The 25078-nt window shown below is 74.2% G+C and carries 23 protein-coding genes; 13 read left to right on the plus strand and 10 right to left on the minus strand.

From position 1 onward, the window contains the following. Positions 1-20: 20 nt before the first annotated feature. From DFQ13_RS22070 to DFQ13_RS22090, 5 genes are read right to left on the minus strand one after another with little or no spacing between them, the layout of a single operon-like run. Positions 21-692, minus strand: a complete 672-nt coding sequence (locus tag DFQ13_RS22070; RefSeq protein WP_035278617.1) for an HAD family hydrolase — start codon at positions 690-692, stop codon at positions 21-23. Positions 693-694: 2 nt separating this feature from the next. Then, positions 695-931, minus strand: a complete 237-nt coding sequence (locus DFQ13_RS22075; protein ID WP_035278618.1) for an acyl carrier protein — start codon at positions 929-931, stop codon at positions 695-697. 27 nt (positions 932-958) lie between these two features. After that, positions 959-1960 carry a beta-ketoacyl-ACP synthase III gene (locus tag DFQ13_RS22080; protein WP_110081172.1) on the minus strand — a complete coding sequence of 334 codons (1002 nt, stop codon included), beginning with the start codon at positions 1958-1960 and terminating at the stop codon, positions 959-961. A 37-nt stretch (positions 1961-1997) separates the two neighbouring features. Beyond that, positions 1998-2717: an AAA family ATPase gene (locus tag DFQ13_RS22085; protein ID WP_035278620.1), complete on the minus strand. Its 720-nt coding sequence runs from the start codon at positions 2715-2717 to the stop codon at positions 1998-2000. A gap of 26 nt (positions 2718-2743) precedes the next feature. Next, positions 2744-3742 (minus strand): AvrD family protein, encoded by a 999-nt coding sequence (locus DFQ13_RS22090; protein ID WP_110081173.1) that lies wholly within the window; start codon positions 3740-3742, stop codon positions 2744-2746. A 286-nt stretch (positions 3743-4028) separates the two neighbouring features. Here DFQ13_RS22090 and DFQ13_RS22095 point away from each other — a divergent pair, with 286 nt between their 5' ends. From DFQ13_RS22095 to der, 7 genes are all read left to right on the plus strand, one after another. After that, positions 4029-4484 carry a hotdog fold thioesterase gene (locus DFQ13_RS22095; protein ID WP_052020603.1) on the plus strand — a complete coding sequence of 152 codons (456 nt, stop codon included), beginning with the start codon at positions 4029-4031 and terminating at the stop codon, positions 4482-4484. A 176-nt stretch (positions 4485-4660) separates the two neighbouring features. Further along, positions 4661-5872, plus strand: coding sequence for an MFS transporter (locus DFQ13_RS22100; protein ID WP_233427426.1), 1212 nt, complete (start codon positions 4661-4663; stop codon positions 5870-5872). A gap of 200 nt (positions 5873-6072) precedes the next feature. Then, complete coding sequence (locus DFQ13_RS22105) at positions 6073-6945, plus strand: helix-turn-helix transcriptional regulator (RefSeq protein ID WP_063935874.1); 873 nt, start codon at positions 6073-6075, stop codon at positions 6943-6945. Further along, the gene (locus DFQ13_RS34030) at positions 6942-7085 is read left to right on the plus strand and encodes a hypothetical protein (protein ID WP_181400103.1); all 144 of its coding nucleotides are present in this window, start codon (positions 6942-6944) and stop codon (positions 7083-7085) included. Before DFQ13_RS22105 ends, DFQ13_RS34030 begins: the two co-directional genes overlap by 4 nt. Before the next feature lie 555 nt (positions 7086-7640). Further along, positions 7641-8321, plus strand: a complete 681-nt coding sequence (cmk, locus tag DFQ13_RS22115; protein WP_110081208.1) for a (d)CMP kinase — start codon at positions 7641-7643, stop codon at positions 8319-8321. Continuing rightward, positions 8318-8995, plus strand: a complete 678-nt coding sequence (locus tag DFQ13_RS22120; RefSeq protein WP_110081209.1) for a lysophospholipid acyltransferase family protein — start codon at positions 8318-8320, stop codon at positions 8993-8995. The genes cmk and DFQ13_RS22120 overlap by 4 nt, the downstream gene beginning before the upstream one ends. Further along, the gene (der, locus tag DFQ13_RS22125; RefSeq protein WP_110081174.1) at positions 8992-10413 is read left to right on the plus strand and encodes a ribosome biogenesis GTPase Der; all 1422 of its coding nucleotides are present in this window, start codon (positions 8992-8994) and stop codon (positions 10411-10413) included. Before DFQ13_RS22120 ends, der begins: the two co-directional genes overlap by 4 nt. A gap of 44 nt (positions 10414-10457) precedes the next feature. Here the strand turns inward: der and DFQ13_RS22130 are convergent, their stop codons facing one another. Continuing rightward, positions 10458-11255: an alpha/beta fold hydrolase gene (locus DFQ13_RS22130; RefSeq protein ID WP_052020607.1), complete on the minus strand. Its 798-nt coding sequence runs from the start codon at positions 11253-11255 to the stop codon at positions 10458-10460. Between the two features lie 180 nt (positions 11256-11435). On the opposite strand from DFQ13_RS22130, the gene DFQ13_RS22135 reads away from it, so the two are divergent. From DFQ13_RS22135 to DFQ13_RS22145, 3 genes are all read left to right on the plus strand, one after another. Continuing rightward, complete coding sequence (locus DFQ13_RS22135) at positions 11436-12332, plus strand: proteasome assembly chaperone family protein (RefSeq protein ID WP_035278626.1); 897 nt, start codon at positions 11436-11438, stop codon at positions 12330-12332. Positions 12333-12457: 125 nt separating this feature from the next. Beyond that, entirely contained in the window at positions 12458-13054 is a 597-nt protein-coding gene (locus DFQ13_RS22140) for a TetR/AcrR family transcriptional regulator (RefSeq protein ID WP_110081175.1), read from the plus strand. Then, positions 13044-14663 carry a CocE/NonD family hydrolase gene (locus tag DFQ13_RS22145; RefSeq protein ID WP_110081176.1) on the plus strand — a complete coding sequence of 540 codons (1620 nt, stop codon included), beginning with the start codon at positions 13044-13046 and terminating at the stop codon, positions 14661-14663. The genes DFQ13_RS22140 and DFQ13_RS22145 overlap by 11 nt, the downstream gene beginning before the upstream one ends. On the opposite strand, the gene DFQ13_RS35660 is transcribed toward DFQ13_RS22145, so the two are convergent. From DFQ13_RS35660 to DFQ13_RS22160, 3 genes are all read right to left on the minus strand, one after another. Further along, positions 14660-15463: a GNAT family N-acetyltransferase gene (locus tag DFQ13_RS35660; RefSeq protein ID WP_181400104.1), complete on the minus strand. Its 804-nt coding sequence runs from the start codon at positions 15461-15463 to the stop codon at positions 14660-14662. The two genes, DFQ13_RS22145 and DFQ13_RS35660, sit on opposite strands and share 4 nt — an antisense overlap. A gap of 160 nt (positions 15464-15623) precedes the next feature. After that, entirely contained in the window at positions 15624-17261 is a 1638-nt protein-coding gene (locus tag DFQ13_RS22155; protein ID WP_219994588.1) for a flavin monoamine oxidase family protein, read from the minus strand. Continuing rightward, entirely contained in the window at positions 17261-18061 is an 801-nt protein-coding gene (locus DFQ13_RS22160) for a nitrilase-related carbon-nitrogen hydrolase (RefSeq protein ID WP_035278634.1), read from the minus strand. Before DFQ13_RS22160 ends, DFQ13_RS22155 begins: the two co-directional genes overlap by 1 nt. A gap of 183 nt (positions 18062-18244) precedes the next feature. On the opposite strand from DFQ13_RS22160, the gene DFQ13_RS22165 reads away from it, so the two are divergent. After that, complete coding sequence (locus DFQ13_RS22165; protein WP_233438524.1) at positions 18245-20611, plus strand: penicillin acylase family protein; 2367 nt, start codon at positions 18245-18247, stop codon at positions 20609-20611. 48 nt (positions 20612-20659) lie between these two features. Here the strand turns inward: DFQ13_RS22165 and DFQ13_RS22170 are convergent, their stop codons facing one another. Further along, positions 20660-21643 (minus strand): 3-oxoacyl-ACP synthase III family protein, encoded by a 984-nt coding sequence (locus DFQ13_RS22170; RefSeq protein ID WP_110081179.1) that lies wholly within the window; start codon positions 21641-21643, stop codon positions 20660-20662. 262 nt (positions 21644-21905) lie between these two features. Here DFQ13_RS22170 and DFQ13_RS22175 point away from each other — a divergent pair, with 262 nt between their 5' ends. Together DFQ13_RS22175 and DFQ13_RS22180 are read left to right on the plus strand one after the other, a co-directional pair. Next, positions 21906-23633 carry a 3-hydroxyacyl-CoA dehydrogenase family protein gene (locus DFQ13_RS22175; protein WP_110081180.1) on the plus strand — a complete coding sequence of 576 codons (1728 nt, stop codon included), beginning with the start codon at positions 21906-21908 and terminating at the stop codon, positions 23631-23633. Continuing rightward, on the plus strand, positions 23630-25057 hold the full coding sequence (locus tag DFQ13_RS22180) for a class I adenylate-forming enzyme family protein (RefSeq protein WP_035278644.1): 1428 nt from the start codon (positions 23630-23632) through the stop codon (positions 25055-25057). The genes DFQ13_RS22175 and DFQ13_RS22180 overlap by 4 nt, the downstream gene beginning before the upstream one ends. Positions 25058-25078 lie beyond the last annotated feature (21 nt).

Here is a 25078-nt window from a genome sequence, read left to right on the forward strand (position 1 = left end):
TATGTCTGTGTTGTCGTGGGTCACGGTGCGGGCACCGCGAGCGGGAGGCGGTCCCAGCCGCGCCGGTCCGCGTGCGCGGCGAGCACCGGGTCGTCGCCCACGACGACCGGGTGCCCGACCAGCTCCAGCACCGGCAGGTCGGAGTCGTGGTCGCCGTAGGCGGTGCAGTCGGCCAGGTCGACCCCGCGCTCCCAGGCCAGTTCCCGGGCGGCCACGGCCTTGCGCGCGCCGACGACGGGGTGCGCGACCGCGCCGGTGTAGCGGCCGTCGCGCACCTCCGGTTCGGTGCACAGCACCGCGTCGGCGAGGACGAGCCGGGCCAGCGGGCGCAGGCACGGCGGGAACGAGCCGGACAGCAGCACCACCGCCTCGCCCGCCGCCCGGTGGGCGCGCAGCCTGGCCAGCACCGACGGCACGAACAGCCCGCCCGCGGCGTGCTCGGCGTCGAACCACCGCCTGCCCACCGCCGCCAGCTCCTCCACCGGGCGCCCCGCGAAGTTGGCGAAGAAGGCCCGGTTGGCCTCCTCGCGGGACGCCCCGGCCGCCTTGAGCGCGCCCAGCGCCGCCAGCCGCGCGTCGAACTCCGACGGCGGGTGGCCGCGCTCGGCCAGGTCGAAGGCCAGGAACCGGAAGATGCTGGTGACGGTGATCAGCGTGCCGTCGACGTCGAAGAAGGCCAGGCCGCGCGCCACGGTCAGCGGGTCTTGGCGTCGAGGTAGGCCAGCGCCTCGCCGAGCGGCTGGTCGTGGCGCAGGTCGCCCTCGGGGATGACGACCCCGTACTCCTTCTGCATCCACAGCGCGATCTCCATCAGGTGCAGCGAGTCGAGGCCGATGTCCTCGAAGGTGCGCTCCAGCCCCAGCTCGGCGACCGGCAGCTCGGCCTTCGCCGCGACCAGCTCGACGACCCGGGTGTTGACAGTTGTGTCCATGTGCGACTCCCCTTGGTGTTCTTCTGCTTACAGGGCGGCCAGGTCAGGCCATTCCAGGGCGATGGCGCCCCAGGTGGCGCCGCCGCCGAACGCGGTCAGCACCACCCGGTCGCCGGGGGCCAGCCGCCCGGCGCGCGCGGCGTCGTCGAGGGCCAGCGGGATGGAGGCGGCGGCGGTGTTGCCGACGCTGTCGACGTTGACGAACGCCCGCTCCCCGGGCAGGTCGAGCTGGTCGGCCACCGCGTGCAGGATGCGCACGTTGGCCTGGTGGCCGACCAGCCAGTCGACCGAACCGGGGTCCCAACCGGTCCGGCGCAGCACCGCCCGCGACGACTCGGTCATCCGGTTGACGGCGTTGACGAACACCGTCCTGCCCTGCATCTTCATGAAGTGGTCGGTCGGCCCCGGCTCGACCCCGGACGTGCGCTGCCGCGATCCCCCGGCGGGCACGACGATCAGGTCGGCCAGGTCGCCGTCCGCGCCGAGGTCGAACGCCAGCAGCGCGCCCCGGTCGGACTGGTGCCCGGCGGTGAGCACGACCGCACCGGCGCCGTCGCCGAAGATCGGCGCGGTGTTGCGGTCGTCCGGGTCGATGATGGTGGTGAACGCCTCCGCGCCCACCACCAGCACCCGGTCCGCGGTGCCCAGCGAGATCAGCCCGGCCGCGGTGGCCATGGCGTAGAGGAACCCGGAGCACACCGCGGCGACGTCGAACGCCGGGATCGGGCCGAGCCCGAGCCCGCTGGCCACGGTGGGCGCGGTCGCCGGGCACGGGTGGTCCGGGGTGGTGGTGGCCAGCACCAGCGCGTCGACGGACTCCACGCCCGCCGACTTCAGCGCCCGGCGCCCGGCCTCCACGGCCAGGTCGCTGGTCGCGGTGCCGACCCCGACCCGGCGGCGTTCGCGGATGCCGGTCCGCGAGCGAATCCACTCGTCGGAGGTGTCCATCCGCGCGGCCAGCATGTCGTTGGTGACGACCTGCTCGGGCACGGTGGAGCCGATGCCGGTGAGGACTGCGGCGCGCCCCATGCGGTGTTCTCCTCTGCTGCTGGTTCTGGCGGGGGCGTCAGACCGCGGAGCCGACGGCCCAGGCGCGGTCGGTCTCGATGGTCATGTCGACCGCCTTGTACTCCTGCTGCGCCTTCTCGATGGCGGTGTGCACGTCCATCACCGGGGTGAAGTCGAAGGTGTCGACGATGCCGTTGAGCCGCTGCACGAGGGTGCCGCCGATGACGTGGCGGGGGATGCCCAGCTCGTCGATGGCCTTGGCGATGCCCTCGTCGGCCAGCCGCCGGAACCGCTCGTTGACCGGGCGGTGCCCGTCCTTGGCCAGCTCCAGCTCGTTGGGCAGGTGCACGAACGCGTCGTAGGTGTTCTTCACGTGCTCCTTGATGGCCACGCCGAGCTGGTCCATGACCTGCTCGAAGAACAGCATCTCCGGGGTCTTCTCCACGGTCTCGACGTCGCTGAGGTGCACCGAGTCGTTGGGGTTGATGCCGACGATCACCCGCACCGCGCCGTAGAGCCACTCCTGCAACGAGGAGCCGTCGGAGACGAAGCCGTTGACCAGGTGGCTCTCGTGGGTGACCCGCTCGACGTGCCTGCGCACGATGAGCTGGATCAGCTCCGCGCCGTTGCACTGCTCCAGGGTCTTGCCCGGCACCGCGAACGGCAGCAGCTCGCGCATGGTGCGCGCCCGGGTGCGCTCGATGCCGATGTAGTGCGACAGCGCGTAGGAGGTGAGGGTCTTGCCGGAGGAGTACGTGCCGGAGATGGCGAGCTTCATGGGTTTCCTCTTCTGGTGGGGGTTTGTCAGACGCCGCGCGGCAGCGAGTGCGCGACCGCGCAGGTGAACCGCACGCCGCCGAGTTCGGCGACGACGTCGGCGGTGCGCCACACGCCGCCGCCCATCTCGATCAGGTTGGGGTCGCGCAGCTCGGTCAGCAGCGGCAGCGGCCCGGCGACCGGGCGGACGGGGTGGGCCACCTCAAGGGTGGTGCTGCGCATCCACAGCGTGTTGCTCGCGCTGCGGCGCATGGAGTCCAGCTCGTAGAGCAGCACCTGGGCCAGTTGCAGGCCGGTGGCGAACGCGTCGACCATGGTGGCCGCGGGCTGGTAGGCGCCCTCGATGCCCTCCTCGGCGCCCGCCGGGGTCAGCTCCACCGCGGCGGTGGCGCGCAGCGCGGGCAGGTCCAGCGCCAGGTCGTCGACGCGGTGCCCGCCGCGGGTGAAGCCGGTGCCGTAGTAGCGGCTCGCGGCCGGGCCGAGGAGCACGTCCGGGCTGCCGTAGGTGTCGCGGCCGGGGCGGACCTCGCCGCCGGGGTGCTCCACCTCGCAGCGCACCCGCATCGACCCGACCGCGCAGTCCACCACGGACACCGCGCCGCACAGCGAACCCGGTTCCTCGCGGGTGGACACCAGCCGCGCGGCCAGGCCCAGCTCGCGCAGGTCCTCCTCCGGGCTCTGCCCGGCCCGGATCGCCACCTTCCGCACCCACATCGCCCGGTGCTGCTCCGGGGTGGGCAGGAACGCGCGCACCAGGACCAGCTCGCTGAGCTGCACGCCGAACAGGATCGCGTCGATCGTGCTCAGGTGCGGGCGCAGGTCCACGCCCGCCGACTTCTTCGACCAGTCGGCCGGGTAGCCCAGGCCGACGTGCGTGCCGACCGAGGCGGCGGCCGGGTCGAGGACCAGCGCCGAGACCGGGCCGAAGGTGTACTCGACGCGCTTGTACCCGGCGGAGAAGAAGCGCTTGGCGCCGTCGCCGAGGTGGTCGTCCACAGTGGTGTGGGCTAAGGCGGGGTTGGTCATGGGTGGAACTCCCAACGGCGTGCGAACGCCTAGGTGGGTCGGGGAAGTGAGGTGGTGGCAGCGGCCGGGAGCCGGTGTCGGACCGCGGCGGCGGGCTGCTGGTGCGACGCTAACAGGACCGGCGGCCCCGTTGCCTGCGTCGGTTTGTACGGGGCAAGGCCATACGGGTACTCCCAGCACCACCGTGACCCCCGCCACAACCCGTGGCGGGCGGGCGGCGGCGCCTACATAGCCTGGCGTCCCCGGACGCGTCCGTCGATCTGGGACAGATCCCTTGGAGGTTTCGGTGACCGCAGAACTGTTCCCGGTCGAGGTGCAACCCGGTTACGCCGACGAGCAGCTGATCGCCAAGCTGGGCATCACCATCGTCGAGTGCCGCCCCGGCCTGGTCGTCGGCACGATGCCGGTCACCGGGAACCGGCAGCCGGTCGGGATCATGCACGGCGGCGCCAACGCCGCGTTCGCCGAGACGCTGGGGTCCTTCGCGGCCTGGCTGCACGCCGGTCCCGGCGGGCAGGCGGTCGGGCTCGACCTGTCGTGCACCCACCACCGCTGGGTCGCCTCCGGGCTGGTGACCGGGGTCGCCACGGCGCTGCACGAGGGCCGCTCCAGCGCCACCTACGAGGTCGTCATCACCGACGAGGACGACCGGCGCACCTGCACCGCCCGGCTCACGTGCGCGATCAGCAGGCGGGTGCGCCGTTCGGCGGGTGGGCGCGCGCCCGTTCGGCCCCGGGTCTGAGGGTCCATTTCGGACATCGCGGACCGGGTTGATCACTGTCGGTCGCCGGATCACCCGGCAGCGCAAACTGCCCCCGGCGGTACTGGTACCACCGGGTGGGGGGTTCGGCGCGGCCTGGCACGGCGGCACCCGGGGGCGGGATGATCGGGGGTGAAGTCCATCCCCGTGGAGGTCCCGTGGCCAAGACAGCGTCCGCACCCCGTCGCGCCGAGCCCGGGGCGGGGATGTCGGAGCGGATGGTCGCGCTGTTCGCCGTCGCGGGCGGGCTGGCGGTCGCGAACATCTACTACGCCCAGCCGCTGCTCACCGCCATCGCCGCCGAGTTCGGCGTGGGCAGCGCGACCGCCGCGCTGCTGGTCACCGTCACCACCGCCGGGTACGCCCTCGGGTTGGCGCTGGTGGTGCCGTTGGCGGACGTGCTCAACCGCAGGCGGCTGGTCGTCACCCTGCTCTCGGTGGTCGCCGCCGTGCAGGCCGCGTCCGCGTTCGCCCCGTCGGTCGGGGTGCTGACGGCGATCTCGGCGGTGCTGGGCGTCTCCGCGGTCGTGGCGCCGCTGATGGTCGCCTTCGGTGCCACGCTCGCCGACGACCGGCAGCGCGGCCGGGTCACCGGGACGGTGATGAGCGGGGTCCTCATCGGTGTCCTGCTGGCGCGCACCGGCGGCGGGCTCATCGCCGAGGTCGCGGGCGACTGGCGGGCGGTCTACCTGGTCGCGGCCGTGCTGATGGTGGTGCTCGCCGCCGTGCTGCACCGGACCCTGCCGGACGTGCCGGTGGCCACCCGGATGCGGTACCCGGCGCTGCTGCGCTCGGTCGTGTCGATCGTCCGCGAGGAACCGGTGCTGCGGCTGCGCTGCGCCTACGGGTTCCTGTGCTTCGCCGGGTTCAGCGCGTTCTGGGCGTCCTCGGCGTTCCTGCTGGCGGGGGAGCCGTACCGGTTCGGCGAAGCGGTGATCGGCGCGTTCGGGCTGCTCGGCGCGATCGGCGCCTACGCCGCCAGGGTCACCGGCCGGTTCCTCGACCGCGGCTGGGAGAAGGCCACCACCGGGACGCTGCTGGTGCTGCTGCTGCTGAGCTGGGGCGTGCTCGCCCTCGGCGGCGGCACCTGGCCGGTGGCGCTGGTCGTCGGCGTGCTGCTGCTCGACCTGGCCGTGCAGGGCGTGCAGGTGACGAACCTGGGCACCGTGTACGCGCTGCGACCGGAGGCGCGCAGCCGCATCACCATGGCCTACACCGGCACCTACTTCCTCGGCGGCGCGGCGGGCTCGGCCCTGTCCGGGGCCGCCTACGCCGCGGCGGGCTGGCCCGCCGTCTGCCTCGTCGGCGCCGTCCTGGCGCTGGCCGCGGTCGTGCTCTGGGCCATTCAGACGCTGCGCCGCACCCGTTGACCACATTCCCGTCACCGCTGTGTGTCGATTGTGACGCGTGAATAACAAATCGAACGGACAGTCATTTATCCTGGGCTCCGGCGCGCGGTCGTTGGGCCGATTGTGATTGCTGCACAAACTTAAATACGCCTGGTGATCGGCCGATTACCAGATGCACTGCGGCTTGACAAGCACCCGTTCCGGGGGTGATGCTCGGTCGCATGGCAAAAAGTGGGGGAAACAGTCGGCAGCGGGAAGAGTTGGGGCACTTCCTGAAGACCCGGCGTTCACGATTATCGCCGACTGATTTCGGATTGTCCGTTTCAGCGGGCAGGCGGCGCACGCCCGGCCTGCGCCGCGAGGAGGTCGCCGTGCTCGCGGGCATCGGCACGTCCTGGTACACCTGGCTCGAACAGGGTCGCGACATCAACGTGTCGGAATCGGTGGCCAGGGCGATCGGCCGGGCGCTGTGCCTGGACCGGTCGGAAGTTCGCTACCTGTACCAGTTGCTGGGGATCACCCCACCGCAGCCGACGGTCGCCGTGGGGGAGCGCACGACCGTCGACCTGCGGCACGTGGTGGACGAGTGCCTGCCCAGCCCGGCGCTGGTGGTCGACAGCCTGTGGAACCTGCTCGGGTTCAACGCCTCGGCCGCACTGGTCTTCGGGTTCACCCCCGAAGACCGCAATCTATTGATCAGCTTCTTCACCAACCCGGAGATCTGGTCGCGCTACGCCGAACCGGAACTGATGGCCCGAATGGCCGTCGCCCAGTTCCGCATCAGCGCCGCGGGGCACTACGACGACCCGCTCTTCAACAATGTGGTCACCACCCTGTGCGAACAGAGCCCGCAGTTCGCCGCGCTCTGGTACAGCCACGAGGTGCTCGACTCCAGAATGCGCCACAAAGAGGTCAATCATCCCACCGTCGGGCGTCTGGTCTTCGACACCCACTCCTGGCAGTTGGACGGCCCGGAACAGATCCGCATGTTCCTGCACATCCCGCGCAGGCACTCCGACACCCGGCGCAAGCTCGAATGCCTCCTCGACCAGCACGCCCGCGAACACGCCCTCCCGGAGCGCGTGACCGCGTGATCCCGGCGACCGGCGCGGCTCGCACCGCCACGACCGCGCCGGTCACCGCCACCCCGCCGGGCGGGAACGGGTTGCGCGTGTGGAACCCCGTGGTCCGCCCGGCCCGGTCCATCACCTCCGACAGCGCGGGCAGGTCGTAGTCCAGGTCCGCCTGCCGCGCCCGGCTGCCCGCCGGTCTTTGTGGGGTGCCCGGCTGGGTGGATGTGCTTGGCCGGGGCCCCTACGGCGATCATGCGGCCCAGCGTGACAGGGTGGGGCTGAAGGGATGCCCCACCGCCCAGGCAGGCTTGCACATGATCGCCACCCCCGACCAAACACATCCACCCACCCGGGCAGGGGCGTAGCCGGGCCTGCGGTTGCGAGGGTGGTCGGCGGCTGCGCCGGTGGGGTTTGCGTGGCTGGTGGCCGGGTCGGCGGTTGGCGGGGTGGCTGAGCAGGTTGGGGGCAGGTCCTGGGCCGCGCGCACCACACCGTGTCCCGCCCGCCGCCGCGCCCCGCGGGAATGCCCGTCGTCGCACGGGAAGTCTCCGGTCTGCTCCGGTCGGGAGGGCGGTGACCGGCCTGCTGGGAGGGGCGCGGGGTCCCCCGGGTCGGGTGGGCAGGCAGAATGGGGCGCTGCGTGGCCAGTCGGAGTGGCCGGTCGGACGAGGGGAGTGGCAGCGGTGGGACAGGGTGAACTGCGCGGGGTCGTCGCCATGGACGGACCCTCGGGCACCGGCAAGTCCACCGTGGCCCGCGGGCTGGCCAGGGCGCTGGGGGCCGGCTACCTCGACACCGGGGCGATGTACCGGGTGGTGACGCTGGCCGTCCTGCGCGCCGGGGTGGACCCCGCCGACAGCGTGGCCGTGCTGCGCGTGGCCGAGGGCGTCGACCTGGGCATCGGCACCGACCCGGGTGGGTCGGCGGTGCTGCTGGGCGGCGAGCCGGTCGACGCGGAGATCCGCGGGCCCGAGGTCACCGCCGCGGTGTCCGCGGTGTCGGCGGTCGCCGGGGTGCGCGACCTGCTGGTCTCCCGGCAGCGGCGGATCATCGGGGAGAGCCGCGCCACTCTGGGCGGCATCGTCGTCGAGGGCCGCGACATCGGCACCGTCGTCGCCCCCGAGGCCCCGCTCAAGGTCTACCTCACCGCCTCCGCCGACGCCCGCGCCGCCCGGCGCACCGCGCAGGACTCCGCCGAGGGGCGCGTCTCCACTGTGGACGCGACCAAGGCCGACGTGCAGCGCCGCGACACCTTCGACTCCACCCGCGCGGTGTCCCCGCTGCGGCCCGCGGTCGACGCCGTCGAGGTCGACACCACCGACCTGGGCATCGACGCCGTGCTGGCCCAACTGCTGGAGATCGTGCGCGAGCGCGGCCTGTGCGGGGCCGAGCGGTGAGCCGCGAGCAGGCCCCGGACCTGCCGCCCGACGCGCTGCCCCGGCTGCACGACCTCGCCAGGCTCGCGGCGGGCCACCTGCACCGCCCGGCGTTCCGCACCCGGGTGCACCACCGCGACCGGGTGCCGGGCACCGGGCCGGTCGTGCTGGTCGCCAACCACAGCTCCCTGCTGGAGCCGCAGCTCATCTTCGGAATGCTGCCGCGCCGCTCGGTGTTCCTGGTCAAGAGCGAGCTGTTCCGCGGCCCGCTCGGCCGGGCGCTGCGCGGCATCGGGCAGATCCCGGTGCGCCGCGGCACCCCGGACCGGGCGCCGCTGATGTCCGCCGTGCGCGTGCTGCGCGGTGGCGGCCTGGTCGGCGTCTTCCCCGAGGGCACCCGCGGGGCGGGCGACGTGTCCGCCGCCGAGCAGGGCGCGGCCTGGCTGGTGCGCACCACGGGGGCGCGCGTCCTGCCGGTCGCCAGCCGCGGCACGCACCGGCCCGCGGGCTCCCCGCGGCGCTTGCGCCCCGTCGTCGACCTGCTGGTCGGCGAGCCGTTCGACCTGGAGGTCGGCAAGGGGCGCACCGGCCTGACCCGGGCCACCGAGACCATCCGGGGCCGCCTCGCGGACCTGGTGCGCGAACTCGACGAGCGGCGCCAGCCCTCGTCCCAGCAGAACAAGGCGACACGATGACTGATCCAGACGGTGTGCTCGACGGCACCTGGTCCGACGAGTCCGACTGGGCCGCCCTGGCCGACTCCTTCGACGAGGGCGCGGCCGACGACGCGGTGGCCGCGCCCGTCCTGGCCATCGTCGGACGACCGAACGTGGGCAAGTCCACCCTGGTCAACCGCATCCTCGGCCGCCGGGAGGCGGTGGTGCAGGACATCCCCGGCGTGACCCGCGACCGGGTCGCCTACGACGCGCTGTGGGCGGGCAAGCGCTTCACCGTCCTGGACACCGGCGGCTGGGAACCGGGCCTGGAGGGCCTGCCCGGCGCGATCGCCGCCCAGGCCGAGTACGCCATGCAGCACGCCGACGCGGTGGTCGTCGTGGTCGACGCCACGGTCGGGGCCACCACCACCGACGAGGCCGTGGCCAAGGTCCTGCGCCGCTCCAAGCAGCCGGTCATCCTGGTCGCCAACAAGGTCGACGACGACCGCCTGCTCGCCGACACGGCCGCCCTGTGGTCCCTGGGCCTTGGCGAGCCGTTCCCGGTCAGCGCCCTGCACGGCCGCAACTCCGGCGACCTCCTCGACGCGATCCTCAAGGCCCTCCCGGAGACCCCCCGGGAGCGCTTCGGCGCCGTCGGCGGCCCCCGTCGGGTGGCCCTGGTCGGCAAGCCCAACGTGGGCAAGTCCAGCCTGATGAACCGGCTGACCGGCGAGAACCGCTCGGTGGTCGACTCGGTCGCGGGCACCACGGTGGACCCGGTGGACTCCCTGGTGGAGCTGGACGACCAGCTCTGGCGCTTCGTCGACACCGCGGGCCTGCGCAAGCGGGTCAACTTCGCCAGCGGCACCGAGTACTACGCGTCGCTGCGCACCAAGGCCGCCATCGAGTCCGCTGAGGTGGCGATCGTGCTGCTCGACGCGGCGGAGCCGATCGCCGAGCAGGACCTGCGGGTGCTGACGATGGTGGTGGAGTCGGGTCGCGCGTGCGTGCTCGCCTTCAACAAGTGGGACCTGGTCGACGAGGACCGGCGCAACCAGCTTGAGAAGGAACTCGACCGGGGCCTGGTCCGCGTCCCGTGGGCCGAGCGGGTCAACGTCTCGGCGCTGACCGGCCGGGCGGTCCGCAAGCTGGCCCCGGCCCTGCGCAACGCCCTGGAGTCGTGGGACACCCGCATCTCCACCGGGCAGCTCAACTCGTGGCTGGCCGACCTGATCGCCGCCACCCCGCCCCCGGTGCGCGGCGGCAAGCAGCCCAAGATCCTCTTCGCCACCCAGGCGCAGACCCGGCCGCCCACGTTCGTGCTGTTCACCAGCGGGTTCCTGGAGGCGGGCTACCGCAGGTTCATCGAGCGCAAGCTGCGCGAGCAGTTCGGCTTCACCGGCAGCCCGGTCCGCATCTCGGTCCGCGTCCGGGAGAAGAAGCAGCGCAAGAAGTGATCCACCGACCGCCACCGGCCTCCTGGGCCGGTGGCGGTCACGGTTCACCGGCCCAGCGCGTGCTCCCGCACCAGCTCGGCCGTCCGCTCGGGCCGCTCCCACCAGAACAGGTGCCCGACCCCCTCGAAGACCTCCAGCCGGGCCCCCGGGATCAAGCTCGCGACGTGGTCGCCGTTCTTGGGGGTGATCATCTCGTCCTCGGTCCCGTGGACCACCAGGGTCGAGGCCCGGACGTCGGCCAGCCCCGCCACCGAGTCGTGCTGCAACGCGGCCTGCATCTGCAGGGCGATCACCGGCGCGGGCACCTGCTCGGAGAGCACGGCCTCGACGAACCGCTCGAACTCGGCCTCGTCCGCCCGGAACCCGGGGGACAGGTTCGCCTCGTACCCGGCCCGCAGGGACTTGCTGACGTCGCGGGTGGCGGCGGCGGTCATCATCCGAACCGGCCCCGGCCCGTCGAGCGCCCCGCCGTCGGGCCCGGCGTAGGTGCAGCCCAGGACCAGCGACCGCACCCGCTGCGGGTGCGCCACGACCAGCTCCTGGGCCACCATCCCGCCGAGGGAGATCCCCAGCACGTGCGCCGAGTCCCAGCCCAGCCCGTCGAGGACCCCCACGGCGTCCTCGGCGAGGTCGCGCACGGTGAACGGCTCGTCGACCCGCCCGCCCCCGGCGACCCCGCGGTGGTCGAACGCCACCACGTCGAAGTCCCGGGCGAGCAGGGACAGGAACTCCTCGCCCCACAGCCCGTGGTGCCCGGCCATCCCCTGGATCAGCAGCAGCGGCTCACCGGCCCCACGCCGCACGTAGGTCAACTCACGCCCACCGACCGCCACGACCGCCACGACACGCTCCCCGCTGAGCCGACACCCCGGACCCGCCCAGGCTAAGCCCCCACCCCACCCCTGTCCGTGTCACCCACGCCACACGCCCGCCCGATCTTCCGCCCGACCTCGGGAATACCGGGTGCCCCCGCGGCGCTGACCTTCCAGGACAGGTGCAGGTGATGGCGTGGGAGGTACCAGGTGGCACAGAGCCCGGACGAGCTGTTCGAGGTCGACTCCGACGTCCCCGACCTGGACGGGACGGTCCTGCTGCACCACTTCGACGGCTTCATGGACGCCGGTTCGGCCGGGTCCACGCTGGTCGAACACCTCCTGGAGGTCCACGAGCACCGGGTGATCGCCCGCTTCGACGTCGACGACCTGATCGACTACCGCGCCCGCCGCCCCCCGATGACCTTCGACACCGACCACTGGCAGGACTACGCCGCCCCCGAACTGGCGGTCCACCTGGTCCACGACGCGGCGGGCACCCCGTTCCTGCTGCTGACCGGCCCGGAACCGGACCGCCGCTGGGAGGCCGTCGTGGCCGCCGTGCGCACCCTGGTCGAGCGGTGGGGGGTCCGGCTGACCGTGGGCGGCCACGGCATCCCGATGGCCGTCCCGCACACCCGCGAGCTGTCGGTCATCTCCCACGCCACCCGGCCCGAACTGGTCGCCGAGAAGGCCCCGTTCAGCCGCGTGCAGGTCCCGGGCAACCTCTCGGCGCTGCTGGAACTGCGCCTCGGGGAGGCGGGCCACGACGCCCTGGGCTTCGCCGCCTACGTGCCGCACTACCTCGCCCAGACCACCTACCCCACCGCGGCCGTCGGCCTGCTGGAGGCGGTGACGGCCGCGACCGGCCTGGTCCTGGGCACCGACGCCCTCCGCGAGACGGCCAAGCGGACCGACGCGGAGATCACCCGCCAGGTCGCCGAGTCCGCGGAGGTCGTGCAGGTGGTCGAGGCGCTGGAGCAGCAGTACGACGCCTACGCCGAGAGCACGCAGAACCTGCTGATCGCCGAGGGCGAGCCGGTGCCCAGCGCGGACGAGCTGGGCGCGGAGTTCGAGCGCTTCCTCGCCGAGCAGCCCCGCGACTGACCCTGGTCCACCTCCGCCGCGGGTCGTGTGACACCCGCGGCGCGAACCCGCGCCCGCACGGGGAACACCTTCGCAGTTGATCTCCGCCCGCAATGCAATACACTCGCATTGCGAAAGGGGGCGCGATGCCGAAGAAGGTCGACCACCAGGAGCGGCGGGAGCAGATCGCGGCGGCGGTCTGCGGGCTCGCGGCCAGGCAGGGGCTCGACGCCGTCACCCTGCGGCAGGTCGCGGCCGAGGCCGGGGTGTCCATGGGGCGGGTGCAGCACTACTTCGCCGGCAAGGACGAGATGCTGCTGTTCGCGTTCCGCGCGATCAGCGACCGGGTGGAGCGGCGCATCGCCGAGGCGGTCACCGCCCTCGGGCCGGACCCGAGCGCGCGGGACGTGGTCCGGGCGCTGCTGGGGGAGCTGCTGCCGCTGAGCACGGCGGCCAGGGACGAGGCGCCCGCGTTGACCGCGTTCCTCGCCAGGGCGGTGGTCGAGCCCGCGCTGGCCGAGTCCCTGCGCGAGGGCGGTGCGGGTCTGCGCGGGTTCATCGCCGAGAAGATCCGCGCCGTGCCGGGGGAGCGCGACGCGGTGCTGGAAGCCGCCACGTTGACCGCGCTCGCCGACGGCCTGATGACCCAGGTGCTCACCGGGCAGGTGGAGGCCGACCTCGCCGTGGCCGTGCTCGACCTCCACCTGGACCGGATCTTCGGCGGGGGTCCCGGTGCGCGTTGACCGGGACCTGCCCGTGGTCGCCGCCGACGGCACCACCCTGCTCGTCGACCACGTCCACCCGGCCGGGCCGAGCCGCGGGGTGGTCGTCTGGATTCGGACTCCCTACGGGCGCGGGCAGATGGCGTCGACGGCCAAGCGGTTCGCCCGCCGGGGCGCGGACGTGCTCATCGAGGCCGCGCGCGGGACCGACGGCTCGGGCGGCGCGTTCGACGAACTGGGCCACGACCCGGCGGACGCGCCCGCCGTACTCGGCTGGCTGCGGGCGCAGGCGTGGTTCCCGGGGGTCATCGTCACCTGGGGGCTCAGCGCGATCGGTCGGGCCAGTTGGTCCCTGGCCGGGGCGGAGATCCCCGAGTGGCGGCTGGCGATCCTCCAGGACACCCCGTCGGAACTGCGCGACGGGCTCGTCTTCCCCGGTGGCGTGTTCGCGGGCGCGGTCGTGCTCGGGTTCGTCCACACCGTCGAGTGGCAGGCCGACCACCCGGGGGCCTCGCTGCTGCGCGGCATGCTCGCCTCCGTCCGCGGTGCGCGCCGGTCGAAGCGGGTGCTCGCCGAACTGCCCCTCGGCACAGCCGACGAACGCCTCCTCGGGCGCCGCTCCACCCGGTTCCGGGAGTGGCTCGCCCGCGAGGGCGACGACGGGTACTGGGAGCGGCTCGACCTGCGCGCGGGCGCACCCGGGATGCCCGACCTGGTGCACCTGGCCACCGGCTGGCACGACTTCTGCCTGTCCTCGACGCTCGCCGACCACGCCGCCCTGCGCGCCGCGGGCAAGCGCGTGCGCCTGGTCGTCGGCCCCTGGTACCACGGCCGCGGCGCGGTGGACCGGGCCTACCGCGACGACGTCGACGCCTGGGTGGACGCCGCGACCCGCGGCACCGACCCAGCGGACGGCGCGCCGGTCCGGGTGCACGTCGGCGGCGGCGGCGGGTGGCGGGACCTGCCCGACTGGCCACCGCCCGGCCACCCGCCCACCGACTGGCACCTGCAACCCGGCGGTGGGCTGTCGACGGACCCCGCGCCGGAGTCGCCGCCGGACCGCTACCGCTACGACCCGGCCGACCCCACCCCCGCCCTGGGCGGGGCGGTGGAGAACTGGGACGGCACGGCGGGCGCCAAGGACAACCGCCCCCTGGAGGCCCGCCCCGACGTGCTCACCTTCACCAGCGCCCCCCTGCGCGCCGACCTCGACGTGATCGGCCCGGTCACGGCCACGGTGCACCTGCGCTCGACCCTCGACCACACCGACCTGGTCCTGCGCCTGTGCGACGTCGCCCCGAACGGCCGCTCCACGAACCTCTGCGACGGCGCGCGCCGCCTCCGCCCGGACGACCCGCCCGCCGACCCCGACGGGACCCGCGTCGTCCCCGTCGACCTCGTCGCCACCGCCCACCGGTTCCGGGCCGGGCACCGCCTGCGGTTGCAGGTGAGCAGCGGGGCGCACCCGCGGTTGGTGCGCAACACCGGCACCGGCGAACCGCAGGCCACCGCGACCACCACCCGCCCGGCGGACCAGGAAATCCTCCACGACCCGGCACACCCCTCGGTCCTGACCCTGCCGACAGCCGGGGTCGCCGAGGAACACCCGGCAGCGCAGGACCACCGCTAGTCGACGCGTCGCAGGAACCGCCGTTCGAGCCGCCCGGACGCCGGGTCGCGTTCGACCTCGTCCGTGCCGACCCAGCCCGCCCGCTCGTAGACGCCGATGGCGCGTTCGTTGTCGTCGATCACCCACAGCTCCAGCACCTCGCGGCCGACCTCCCGCGCGTGCTCCTCCACGTCCCGGAGCAGGCGGGTTCCCACGCCGCTGCCCCACGCGTCGGGGTCGACGGCGAGGTAGAACAGCTCCAGCGTCCGCTCGCGGGGCGCGACCAGGGCGAAACCGGCGGGGCGGCCGTCGCGCTGGGCCAGGAGCAGCTTCGCCCCGTCGAGGCTGAGGCGGCGCCTGATGCCCGGCGCGGTCGCCTCGACGGTGGCGGGCTCCGGGTCCCGGTCGCGGTGCGCCTTCGCGCGGGCCCAGATCGCCGCGGCCTCCCGCACCCCGTCCGCAGACACGGCGGTGCTCCCCCCGTCGTGCCTGAGCGCGATCACCTTGCGGCCCACCACGCGCAGCCCCACCGCCACCGCGGCGGCCTCCGCCTCGCGCGCCCACGAGTCCAGCTCCGCACCATCCACTTCGGACCCCCTCGGTGCGGAGAGGCTCACGCTCCACGACTGCTCGTCGTCGCGCCAGAGGGCCAGCGACCGCGGCGCCGCGCCCCCGGTGTCGCGGGTGCCGAAGCAGGCGTCCTCGTGGTCGGTCAGCCTCCCCCTCGGGGACAGGGCGAGCAGTTCGCGCAGCCGGTCCAGCCGCTCCTGGTCCACCGCGCCCGCCAGGTCCACCCGCAGCCTGCGCTGGAGTCCCGCCACCCGCCCCACCTCCGTGCCCGACGTCCCCGGTGGTCGGGCCGTGTCCGACCAGGACCACGAACCCGATTCGCGCGGTCGCGAACGGAACCCCTGCGGCACCCCACCAGCACAAGCGACTCTACCGCGCTTCTCCGACACCCCGGGGAGTTGTCCACAGGCCCTAGTGTTCCGGCAGCAGCACCGGTGCGATGTCGTCGAAGACGTCGCCCGGGCCGGGGTTGTCCGGGTGGGTGTTGCCGCCGAGGTGGTCCAGCACGCCCCACACCGCGTTCAGCGCCGTCGTCACCGCTCCCTCGGCGAAGCCCGCCGTCCAGGAGATGTCGTCGCCCGCCAGGAACAGGCCGCGGTGGGTGGGGGGCAGGTCGTGTTGGCGGAAGTGGGTGAAGAGCCTGCGCTGGTAGCGGTAGTGGCCGGGGAGGTTGGCCTTGAAGGCGCCCATGAAGTTCGGTTCGGACTCCCAGGTGACCGCGACCGGCGGGCCCACGACGTGCGAGCGGATGTCGACGTCGGGGTAGACCTCGGCGAGGCGGGTGAGCAGGACCTCCAGGCGTTCGGCGGCGGGCAGGGACAGCAGTTTGAGGGAGTCGTCGTTCCAGGTGTAGGACAGGCACATGACCCCGGGCTGGTCCGGGCCGTCGTCGAACAGGTAGACGCCTCGGGGGCAGCGGTCGGTGAGGGTCATGCCCATCGCGTCGTGGCCGGTGGTCGGGTCGGTGTCGCGCCAGAACGGGCGGTCGGTGAGGACGAACAGCTTGGAGGAGCCCATGTAGTGGGTCCGTTCGATCGCTGTCCACAGTGGAGCGGGGAACAGGTCGGGGTCGCAGGCGACGCGGCTGAGCAGGGTCCACACGTGCGGGGTGTAGACCACGGCGGGGTAGTGCTCGGTGGTGCCGGAGGCGTCGGTGACCGCGATGGTGTCGCCCGTGCGGCGCAGGGCGGTCACCGCTCCCCTCGGGGTGCCGCCGTGCAGGTGCGCCAGCGAGGTGCCCGCCTCGGGGGCGACGCGGTTCCACAGCCCGTCCGGCAGGCGCTGGGCCCCGCCCGTGATGCCCACGTGGTCGTCGTCGGCGTGGGTGTAGATGACCCGCAGGACCTCCAGGATGGAGTTCGGGAAGTCGGTGTCCCAGCCGCCGGCGCCGAAGCCGACCTGGCCGAACAGCTCCCGGTGCCGGAACGAGGCGAAGCTGGGCGCCGACGCCAGGAACCCGTAGAACGACTGGTCGTCCAGGCGGACCACCAGCCGGTCCCACAGCGCCTTGATCAGGGCGGTGTCGCGGCGGCGGATGGCCTGCTCCATGGTGGGCAGGTCGGCCAGCTCGTGCAGCGCCTTGGCCCACGCGTCGGCCACCTCCCGGTACACCGCGGGCAGGTCGGCCAGGGTCTTCGCCCGGTGCGTCACGCCCTCCAGGTGCACCACCGTGCTCGGCGTGCCAGGGGCCAGCGGGTTCGGGAACGGGCGGGTGGGCAGGCCCAGGGCGTCGACGTAGTGGAACAGGGCCGTCGCCGAGCGGGGGAAGCGCATGGCGCCGATGTCGGCGGTGCGGGTCGGGTCGGCGGGGAAGGGCACCGAGCGCATCCGCCCGCCCAGGTCGCCCGCCTCGTACACCACCGGGCGCAGGCCCAGGCGCAGCAGTTCGTGCGCGGCGACCAGACCGGCCACGCCCGCGCCCACCACGGCCACGGGGGTGCCCGCCCGGTCCTCGGGGAGCGCGCCCAGCCCGGCCGGGTGGGCCAGCCAGTCGTCGTAGGGGAAGGGGAAGTCGGGCCCGAACATGGTGATCGGGGTGTCGCCTGGCATCACGGCCGGTTCTCCGCTGCGGTCGGTGCGGCCTCGACCAGCCCCCGGTACAGCTCGGGGCGGCGGTCCCGCAGGTACGGTGTCGTCGCGCGGGCGGCGGCGAGCTCGGCCGGGTCGACGTCGGCGACGACCAGCTCCTCGGCACCGCCCGCCCCGGCGGTGACGCGGCCGTGCGGGCCGACCACGCGGGTCAGGCCGCAGAAGTCCAAGCCGCCGCGCGCGCCGACCCAGTTGGTGTAGGCGATGTGCAGTTGGCTCTCGAAGGCGCGCGCGGGCACCAGCACCTCGGCGACGAACTCCCACGGTCGCATCAGCGCGGTCGGGACCACCAGCAGCTCGGTGCCCGCCAGCGCGTGCGCGCGCACCGCCTCGGGGAACTCGACGTCGTAGCAGACCAGCAGGCCGACCGACAGCCCGCCGAGTTCGGCGCGCACCACCGGTTCGCCACCCGCGGTGAACACCGACCGGTCCACCGAGCCGTAGAGGTGCGCCTTGTCGTAGGTGGCCAGGACCTCGCCCGTCCCGGACACCAGGGTCGCGGCGTTGCGCACACCGTCGTGCGCCCGCCTCGGCCACCCGAACACGATCGCCACCCCGGTGTCCGCGGCGATGCCCGCCACGGCCGCGGTCGGGTCCTCGGCGACGTCGCCGCGCACCGGGTAGCCCACAGTGGACATCTCGGGGGTCACCAGCAGCTCCGCCCCGGCCGCGCGGGCGTCGGCGGCGGCGCGGGCGATCCGCTCCAGCAGCCCCGGACCGTCCCGCCGTGGGGACTCGGCTTGCCAGCAGGCGATCCTCATGGCTCGGTGTCCTCCCGGGGCGGTGGATGCGGCGAGCGTATGGCGGTGCGGGGGCGGCGAACCCCCTATCCGGCCCCTACCCGACCGGTGTCGGTGGCCCGTGGCCTTCTCGGGTTCTCAGGCCCGGTTCCCCTTGGGAGATTGGGCGTCCACGACAGACGAACGACAGGGGGAGGGACAACCGTGTTCCGCAGAAGGACTCGCGGTGCGGCACTGGTGGCCGCCGCCACCGCGGTGCTGGCCGCCGCGGCGCCGGTGGACGCCGCCGCCGCACCGAGGACCGTGGTGCTCGCCACCGGGCTGGACCGCCCGGTCGAGGTGGTCACCGACCGCTGGGGCGTGCCGCACGTCTACGCCGCCAGCGCCGCCGACGCCTACCTGGCCCAGGGGTTCGCCGTGGCCGCCGACCGCCTCTTCCAGCTCGACCTGGGCCGCCGCCGCGGCCTGGGCACGCTGGCGGAGGTGCTGGGCCCCGCGCACGCCGAGCGCGACCGCGCCGCCCGGCTCTTCCTCTACCGGGGGGACATGGCCCGCGAGTGGGCCGCCTATGGGCCCGAGGCCAAGACCGCGGCCACCAGGTTCGCCGCGGGCATCAACGCCTACATCGACTGGGTGGAGCGCAACCCGGCCGCGCTGCCGCCGGAGTTCGGGCTGCTCGGGCACCGGCCCGCCCGGTGGTCGGCCGAGGACGTGGTGCGCATCCGCACCCACGCCCTGACCCAGAACCTCAGCAGCGAGGTCACCCGGGCCAGGGTGGCCTGCGCCGCCGGGGTGCGGGCCGACCGGGTGCGGTTGCGGTTGCAGCCCGAGCACGACCTCGCGGTGCCCGACGGGTTCGACCCGTGCTCGCTGCCCGCCGACGTGCTGGCCACCTACGAGCTGGCCACCGGGTCGGTCGCGTTCACCGGGACCGGCGTCACCGCGCTGCCCGCCGCCCCGGCCTCGGCCGAGGGCAGCAACAACTGGGCCATCGGCCCCGGGCGCACCACCACCGGCCGCCCCATCCTGGCCAACGACCCGCACCGCACCCTGGGCTCACCGTCCACCCGGTACCTGACCCACCTGTCCGCGCCGGGGCTCGACGTGATCGGCGCGGGCGACCCGGCCGCGCCCGGCATCGCCGCCGGGCACAACGGCACCGCCGCGTTCGGCCTCACGGTGTTCCCGGTCGACCAGGAGGACCTCTACGTCTACCAGCTCGACCCCGCCGACCCGACCCGGTACCGCTACGGCGACGGGTGGGAGCGCATGCGCACCACCACCGAGCGGATCGCGGTGCGCGGCGAGGCCCCCCGCGACGTCGAGCTGTCGTTCACCCGGCACGGCCCGGTGATCCGGGTCGACGCGGCCGAGGGCGTGGCGTACGCGGTGCGCACGGCGTGGCTGGAGCCGGGCACCGCCGGGTACCTGGGCAGCCTGCGCCTGCTGCGCGCGGGCGGGTACGCGGAGTTCGTCGAGCAGGCCCGCGCGTGGGGCGCCCCGGCGGAGAACCTGGTCTACGCCGACACCGCCGGCGACATCGGCATGGTGTCGGTCGGCCTGGCACCCAAGCGGGTCGGCTACGACGGCCTGCTGCCGGTGCCCGGGGACGGGCGCTACGAGTGGAACGGCTTCGTCGACGGCGCCGCCCTGCCGCAGACGGCGAACCCGCCGCAGGGCTTCGTCGCCAGCGCCAACCAGTACAACCTGCCCGAGGGCTACCCGGTCGAGGGACTGTCCTACGAGTGGAACAACCCATCGCGGTACGAGCGGATCGTGGAGGTGCTGGGCGGGAAGCGGAAGTCGTCGGTGGCCGACTCGGTCGCCCTGCAATCGGACCGGCTGTCCATCCCGGCGCGGCGGCTGACCGCCGTGCTCGCCGGGCTGACCGCCACCGACCCGGACGCCGCGGCCGCGCTGGACCTGCTGCGCGGCTGGGACGCGGTGATGACCGAGGACACCGCGGCGGGCGCGCTGTTCGAGACGTGGGTGTCGCGCCACCTCGGCCCGGCGTTCGTGCGCGCGGTCGCCCCCACCGCGCTGCCGCACGTGCTGCAACCGGACAACGCGGTGCTGGTGTCGGCGGTCGAGGACCCGGTGCCGTGGTTCGGTTCCACCGCCGTTCGCGATCAACTCGTCCTCGCCACCCTGGCCGCTGCCCACCGCGACCTGGCCACGACCCTCGGCCCGGACCGCGCCGCTTGGCGCTGGGGTTCCCTCCAGACCACGACGTTCACCCACCCCCTGTCAGCCGTGCGCGGTGACACCGAATGGAACGTCGGCTCCTTCCCGCGCGGCGGCGCCTGGTACACGGTCGACGCGTCGGTCTACCACCCGGTGACCCGCCAGCAACTGCTCGGCGCGTCCTTCCGCATGGTCCTCGACGTGGGCGGCTGGGACCGGTCCCGCGCCGTCAACACCCCCGGCCAGTCCGGCGACCCGCGCAGCCCGCACTACCGGGACCTGGCGGACCGGTGGCAGGCGGGGGAAACGGTGCCGCTGCTCTACTCCCGGGGCGCGGTGCTGCGCAACGCCGAACGGGTGACCGTGCTGCTGCCCGGCAGGCGCTGAGACCACGAGGACCAGGCCCGGCCCGGGGCTGGTCCTCGTCGGCGGCCGTTACCAGCGCAGCAGGCTCAGACCGATGGCCATGCCGCCACCGAAGGCGGCCAGCAGCACGGTCTCGCCCGGTCGGAAGCTGTCCCGGGCGGCGGCCAGGGTGATCGGCACCGACGCGGCACCGGTGTTGCCGTACTCGGCGACCGTGTGGTGCGACCGGGCGTTGGGCAGGCCCAGGGTGGGGAACACCTCGTCGAGCATCCGCAGGTTCGCCTGGTGCGGCACGAAGTGGTCGACGGCCTCCCCCGCGACACCGTGCTCGGCCAGGAAACCGGCCACCGCGGCGGGCAGCTCGGCGGCGACGAACTCGCGCACGCCCCGCCCGTCCATGGTGAACCAGTGCTCGCCGACCAGCAGCGAGTCCTTGCTCGGCGGGATGCGGCTGCCCCCGGCCGGGACCCCGATCATCCCGTGCAGGTCACCCCGGCTGGTCAGTCCGGTGGCCAGCACACCCCGACCCGGTTCGACCGGGCCGAGCACCACCGCGCCCGCCCCGTCGCCGAACAGCGCGGCGGTGCGCCGGTCAGAGGGGTCGACGATGCGGGTGTAGATGTCCACCCCCACCACCAGCGCGTAACCGCCGGGGCGCAGCATGGCGCGCGCGGTCTCCAGCGCGAACACGAAGCCGCTGCACACGGCGTTGACGTCGAAGGCCGCCGCCCCGGTGGCACCGATCAGGTGCTGCACCAGGCTGGCCGTCGGCGGCTGCGGCGAGTCCGGTGTGGACGTGGCCACCACCACCAGCGACAGCCGGTCGGCGGGGACACCGCTGTCGCGCAGTGCTTCCCGGGCCGCGCGGGCCGCCAGGTCGGAGGACGCGTCCTCCTGGGCGGCGCGGCGGCGGGCCAGCACCCCGGTCTTGCGCTCGATCCACCCCGGTTCCACCCCGGCCGCCGCGGCCACGGTCTCGTTGTCCAGCACCTCGTCGGGCAGGTGGGCGCCGCATCCCAGCAGCCCCACCCCGGGCGCGCTCGTGGTCGCCATGGTCCTCCCCGCAGCCGGGTTCCGCGCCGGCGCGGTACGCCGGTCCGCGGCGGGACGGTACCCACGGCCCGGGTGCCCGATAACCCCTAAGCGCGGTTCCGGGTTCCGGGCGCCCGTGTAGGGGGTCGGGACCCGCCGGTCCCGCGATAGCTTGCGGCCACGGGGTTCCGGTCCCGCCGCGGCCACCGCCGCGCACCGCCCCGGCCGAGTCGGGACGGCCGGTGCCGCACCCATCACCCACACCAGGAAGGCGGCAGCCCTCATGGTCGAATCAGCTCTCGTGGTCGGCGTCCTCGGTCTCGGCTCGCTGGGGGAGGGCCTGGCCGCCGCGCTGCTCGCCTCCGGCGTCGAGGTCGTCGGCGTCGACCCCGACCCGGTCGCGCTCGACCGCGCCCGGCTCCGGCTCGGCGACCGCGCCCTGTCGCTGGGCGCCGAGGTCACCGACCTCAAGCGCGCCCACGTCGTCGTGGAGGCCGTGCCGGAGGACGCGGCCACCAAGGAGGCCGTGCTGCGCTCGGTGGTCGACCTCTGTCCCCCCGAGACGGTCCTGGTCACCACCACCGCCTCGGTGCCCGTGCCGTGGCTGGCCATCGCGGCGGGCTGCTCGACGCGCCTGCTGGGCCTGCGCTTCCCGCTGCCGCCGCCGCTGGGCCGCACCGTGGAGGTGGTGCCCACCGCGATGACCTCCCCGGAGGCGTTCGACGCGGTGCGCTCCCTGGTCAAGCGGCTCGACCGCGAGGTGGTCAACACCGGCCGCCGCGCCGCCGACGCCGCGACCGACCTGGTCTACGCCCACCTCAACCGCTGCGCGGCCCTGCTGGACGAGGGCTACGCCACCCGCGACGACATCGACGCCGCGATGCGGCTGGGCTGCGGGTTGCCGCTTGGCCCGCTGCGCGTGCTGGACGAGATCGGCGTCGGCTCGGTCCGCTCGGCCCTGCTGCGCCGCCACGCCGCCACCGGCGACGACGCCTTCCGGCCCGCGCCCGTGCTCGACCGGATGGTCGCCGACGGCGCCCTCGGCCGGGTGGCCCGCCGCGGCTTCCACGACTACGACGAGTCGGGCGAGGTCATCGAGCCCGCCGCGGGCACCGGCACCGCCGAACCGCCGGGCCGCCCGGTGGCCCGCGTCGGGGTGATCGGCTCCGGCACCATGGCCCAGGGCATCGCCGAGGTGGCCGCGATCGCGGGCATCCCGACGGTCCTGCTCGCCCGCAGCGCCGAGAAGGCCGCCGCCGCGATCACCGCGATCGACGCCTCCCTGGCGCGCGGTGTGCGCCGGGGCCGCATCCCGGCCGCGACCCGTACCACCGCCCTGGGCCTGATCACCGAGGCCCACGACTACACCGCGCTGTCCGATTGCGACTTCGTGGTCGAGGCCGTGGCCGAGGACCCGGAGGTCAAGCGGGCGGTGTTCACCGCCCTGGACGCGGTGGCCAAGCCCGGCGCCGTGCTGGCCACCAGCACCTCCAGCCTCGCGGTGGCCGACTGCGCCGCCGCCACCGGCCGCCCCGCCGACGTGGTGGGCACGCACTTCTTCAACCCCGCGCCGGTGATGGGCCTGGTCGAGGTGGTCCGCGCCGAGGGCACCGCCGACGACGCCGCGGCCACCGCCCGCGCCCTGGCCCGGCGGCTGGGCAAGACCCCGGTCGACTGCGCCGACCGGGCCGGTTTCATCGTCAACCACCTGCTGTTCCCCTACCTCAACGACGCCATCCGCCTGCTCGGCACCAGCGAGCTGGGCATCGAGGAGGTCGACGCCGCCGTCGAGGCGGGCTACGGCCACCCGATGGGACCGTTCGCCCTGCTGGACACCATCGGCCTGGACGTGTCCCTGCAGATCCTGCGCAAGCTCGCCGAGTCCGGCCGCGACGGCGCCGCCCCACCGGAACCCGCGCTGGAACGGCTGGTGGCCGAGGGCCGCCTGGGCCGCAAGAGCGGCAGCGGCTTCCGCCAGGTCGGCAACCGCTCCTCGGCGGTGACCCGGTGACCGGCGCGGTGTTCGGGGCCGAGTCGGCCCAGACCTGGCCCGAGGTCGAGCGGCAGGCGCTGCGCGTGGTCGCCGTGCTGCGCGAGCGGGGCCTGGCACCCGGCGACCGGGTGGTGTTCAAGGCGGGCAACAGCGCCGCCTGGGTCACGGTGCTGCTGGCGCTGATGCACGCCGAGGCGTCGGTGCTGCTGGTCGACCACCGCGAGCAGGCCGCCGAGACCCGCCGCATGGCGCAGCGGGCGGGTGCCCGCCTGGTCGTCGCCGACTACGACGCACCGCTGCTGCCCGACGAGGACCCGCTGTTCCTCTACGACCTGATCGTCGACGCCATCGGCCGCGAACCCGTCGCCGCCGACCTGGACGTGACCGGCTGGGCCGCGCGCCCGGACGGGCTGATCATGTGGACCTCGGGTTCCACCGGCACCCCCAAGGGCGTGGTCAAGAGCGGCGGCGCGTTCCTGCGCAACCTGGAGCGCAACGCCGACCAGGTCGGCCACACCGCCACCGACGTGCTGCTGCCGCTGCTGCCGTTCCCGCACCAGTACGGGCTGTCCATGGTGCTCATCGCCTGGCTGCGCCGCTGCTCGCTGGTGGTGGCCCCGTACACCCGGCTGGACCGGGCGCTGGTGCAGGCCGCGGGCACCGGGGTCACCGTGGTCGACGCGACGCCGTCGACCTACCTGAGCATGCTCAACATCATCGGCAAGCGCCCGGCCCTGGCCGGTGGCCTGGCGTCGGCGCGGATGCTCTGCGCCGGGGCCGCGCCGCTCGACAGCGGGCTGGTGCACCGGTACGTGGAGCGGTTCGGCCTGCCGCTGCTGGACAGCTACGGCAGCACCGAGTACGCCAACATCTCCTTCGCCACTCCCGACAACCCGGTGGCGTGCGGGCGGGCCATGCCGGGAATCGCGCTGCGCGTCGTCGACGAGGACGGTGTCCCCGTGGCCGCCAGGCAGGTGGGGGAGATCGAGGTGGACACCCCCGACGGCCTCACCGGGCACCTGGGCGAGGACGGCTCGACCGTGCCCGCCCCCACCGGCTGGGTCCGCACCGGCGACCTGGGCTACCTCGACGAGCGGGACAACCTGGTCGTGCTGGGCCGCAAGTTCGCCGTGACGCGCATGGGCTACACCCTCTACCCGGAGATCATCGAGCGCCGGGTGGCAGACGCGGGCTGCGCGGTGAAGGTGGTGCCGCTGCCCGACGAGCGCCGGGGGGCGCAGCTCGTGTTCGTCGTGGAGGACCCCGACGGCCACGACGAGGCCCACTGGCGCTCGTTCCTGGCGGAGGTGCTGCCCACCTTCGAGCAGCCGAACCGGGTCGTGGTGGTGGAGCGCTTCCCGCTCAACCGCAACGGCAAGCCGGACCGCGCCCGGCTGGAGGTCGTGGCCGCCGACACCGCGGCGGAGCCCGTGCTCGCCTAGGCGCACCGGGCCGGGAGGTTG

The organism is Actinokineospora spheciospongiae, from assembly GCF_003182415.1.
In the GTDB taxonomy this organism is placed as follows: Bacteria; Actinomycetota; Actinomycetes; order Mycobacteriales; family Pseudonocardiaceae; genus Actinokineospora; species Actinokineospora spheciospongiae.

Coding starts and splice junctions, on each gene's coding strand:
- DFQ13_RS22075 (WP_035278618.1), bottom strand. CDS start 931: ATGGACACAACTGTCAACACCCGGGTCGTCGAGCTGGTCGCGGCGAAG.
- DFQ13_RS22080 (WP_110081172.1), bottom strand. CDS start 1,960: ATGGGGCGCGCCGCAGTCCTCACCGGCATCGGCTCCACCGTGCCCGAG.
- DFQ13_RS22085 (WP_035278620.1), bottom strand. CDS start 2,717: ATGAAGCTCGCCATCTCCGGCACGTACTCCTCCGGCAAGACCCTCACC.
- DFQ13_RS22090 (WP_110081173.1), bottom strand. CDS start 3,742: ATGACCAACCCCGCCTTAGCCCACACCACTGTGGACGACCACCTCGGC.
- DFQ13_RS22105 (WP_063935874.1), top strand. CDS start 6,073: ATGGCAAAAAGTGGGGGAAACAGTCGGCAGCGGGAAGAGTTGGGGCAC.
- cmk (WP_110081208.1), top strand. CDS start 7,641: ATGGACGGACCCTCGGGCACCGGCAAGTCCACCGTGGCCCGCGGGCTG.
- der (WP_110081174.1), top strand. CDS start 8,992: ATGACTGATCCAGACGGTGTGCTCGACGGCACCTGGTCCGACGAGTCC.
- DFQ13_RS22140 (WP_110081175.1), top strand. CDS start 12,458: ATGCCGAAGAAGGTCGACCACCAGGAGCGGCGGGAGCAGATCGCGGCG.
- DFQ13_RS22155 (WP_219994588.1), bottom strand. CDS start 17,261: ATGCCAGGCGACACCCCGATCACCATGTTCGGGCCCGACTTCCCCTTC.
- DFQ13_RS22160 (WP_035278634.1), bottom strand. CDS start 18,061: ATGAGGATCGCCTGCTGGCAAGCCGAGTCCCCACGGCGGGACGGTCCG.
- DFQ13_RS22170 (WP_110081179.1), bottom strand. CDS start 21,643: ATGGCGACCACGAGCGCGCCCGGGGTGGGGCTGCTGGGATGCGGCGCC.
- DFQ13_RS22175 (WP_110081180.1), top strand. CDS start 21,906: ATGGTCGAATCAGCTCTCGTGGTCGGCGTCCTCGGTCTCGGCTCGCTG.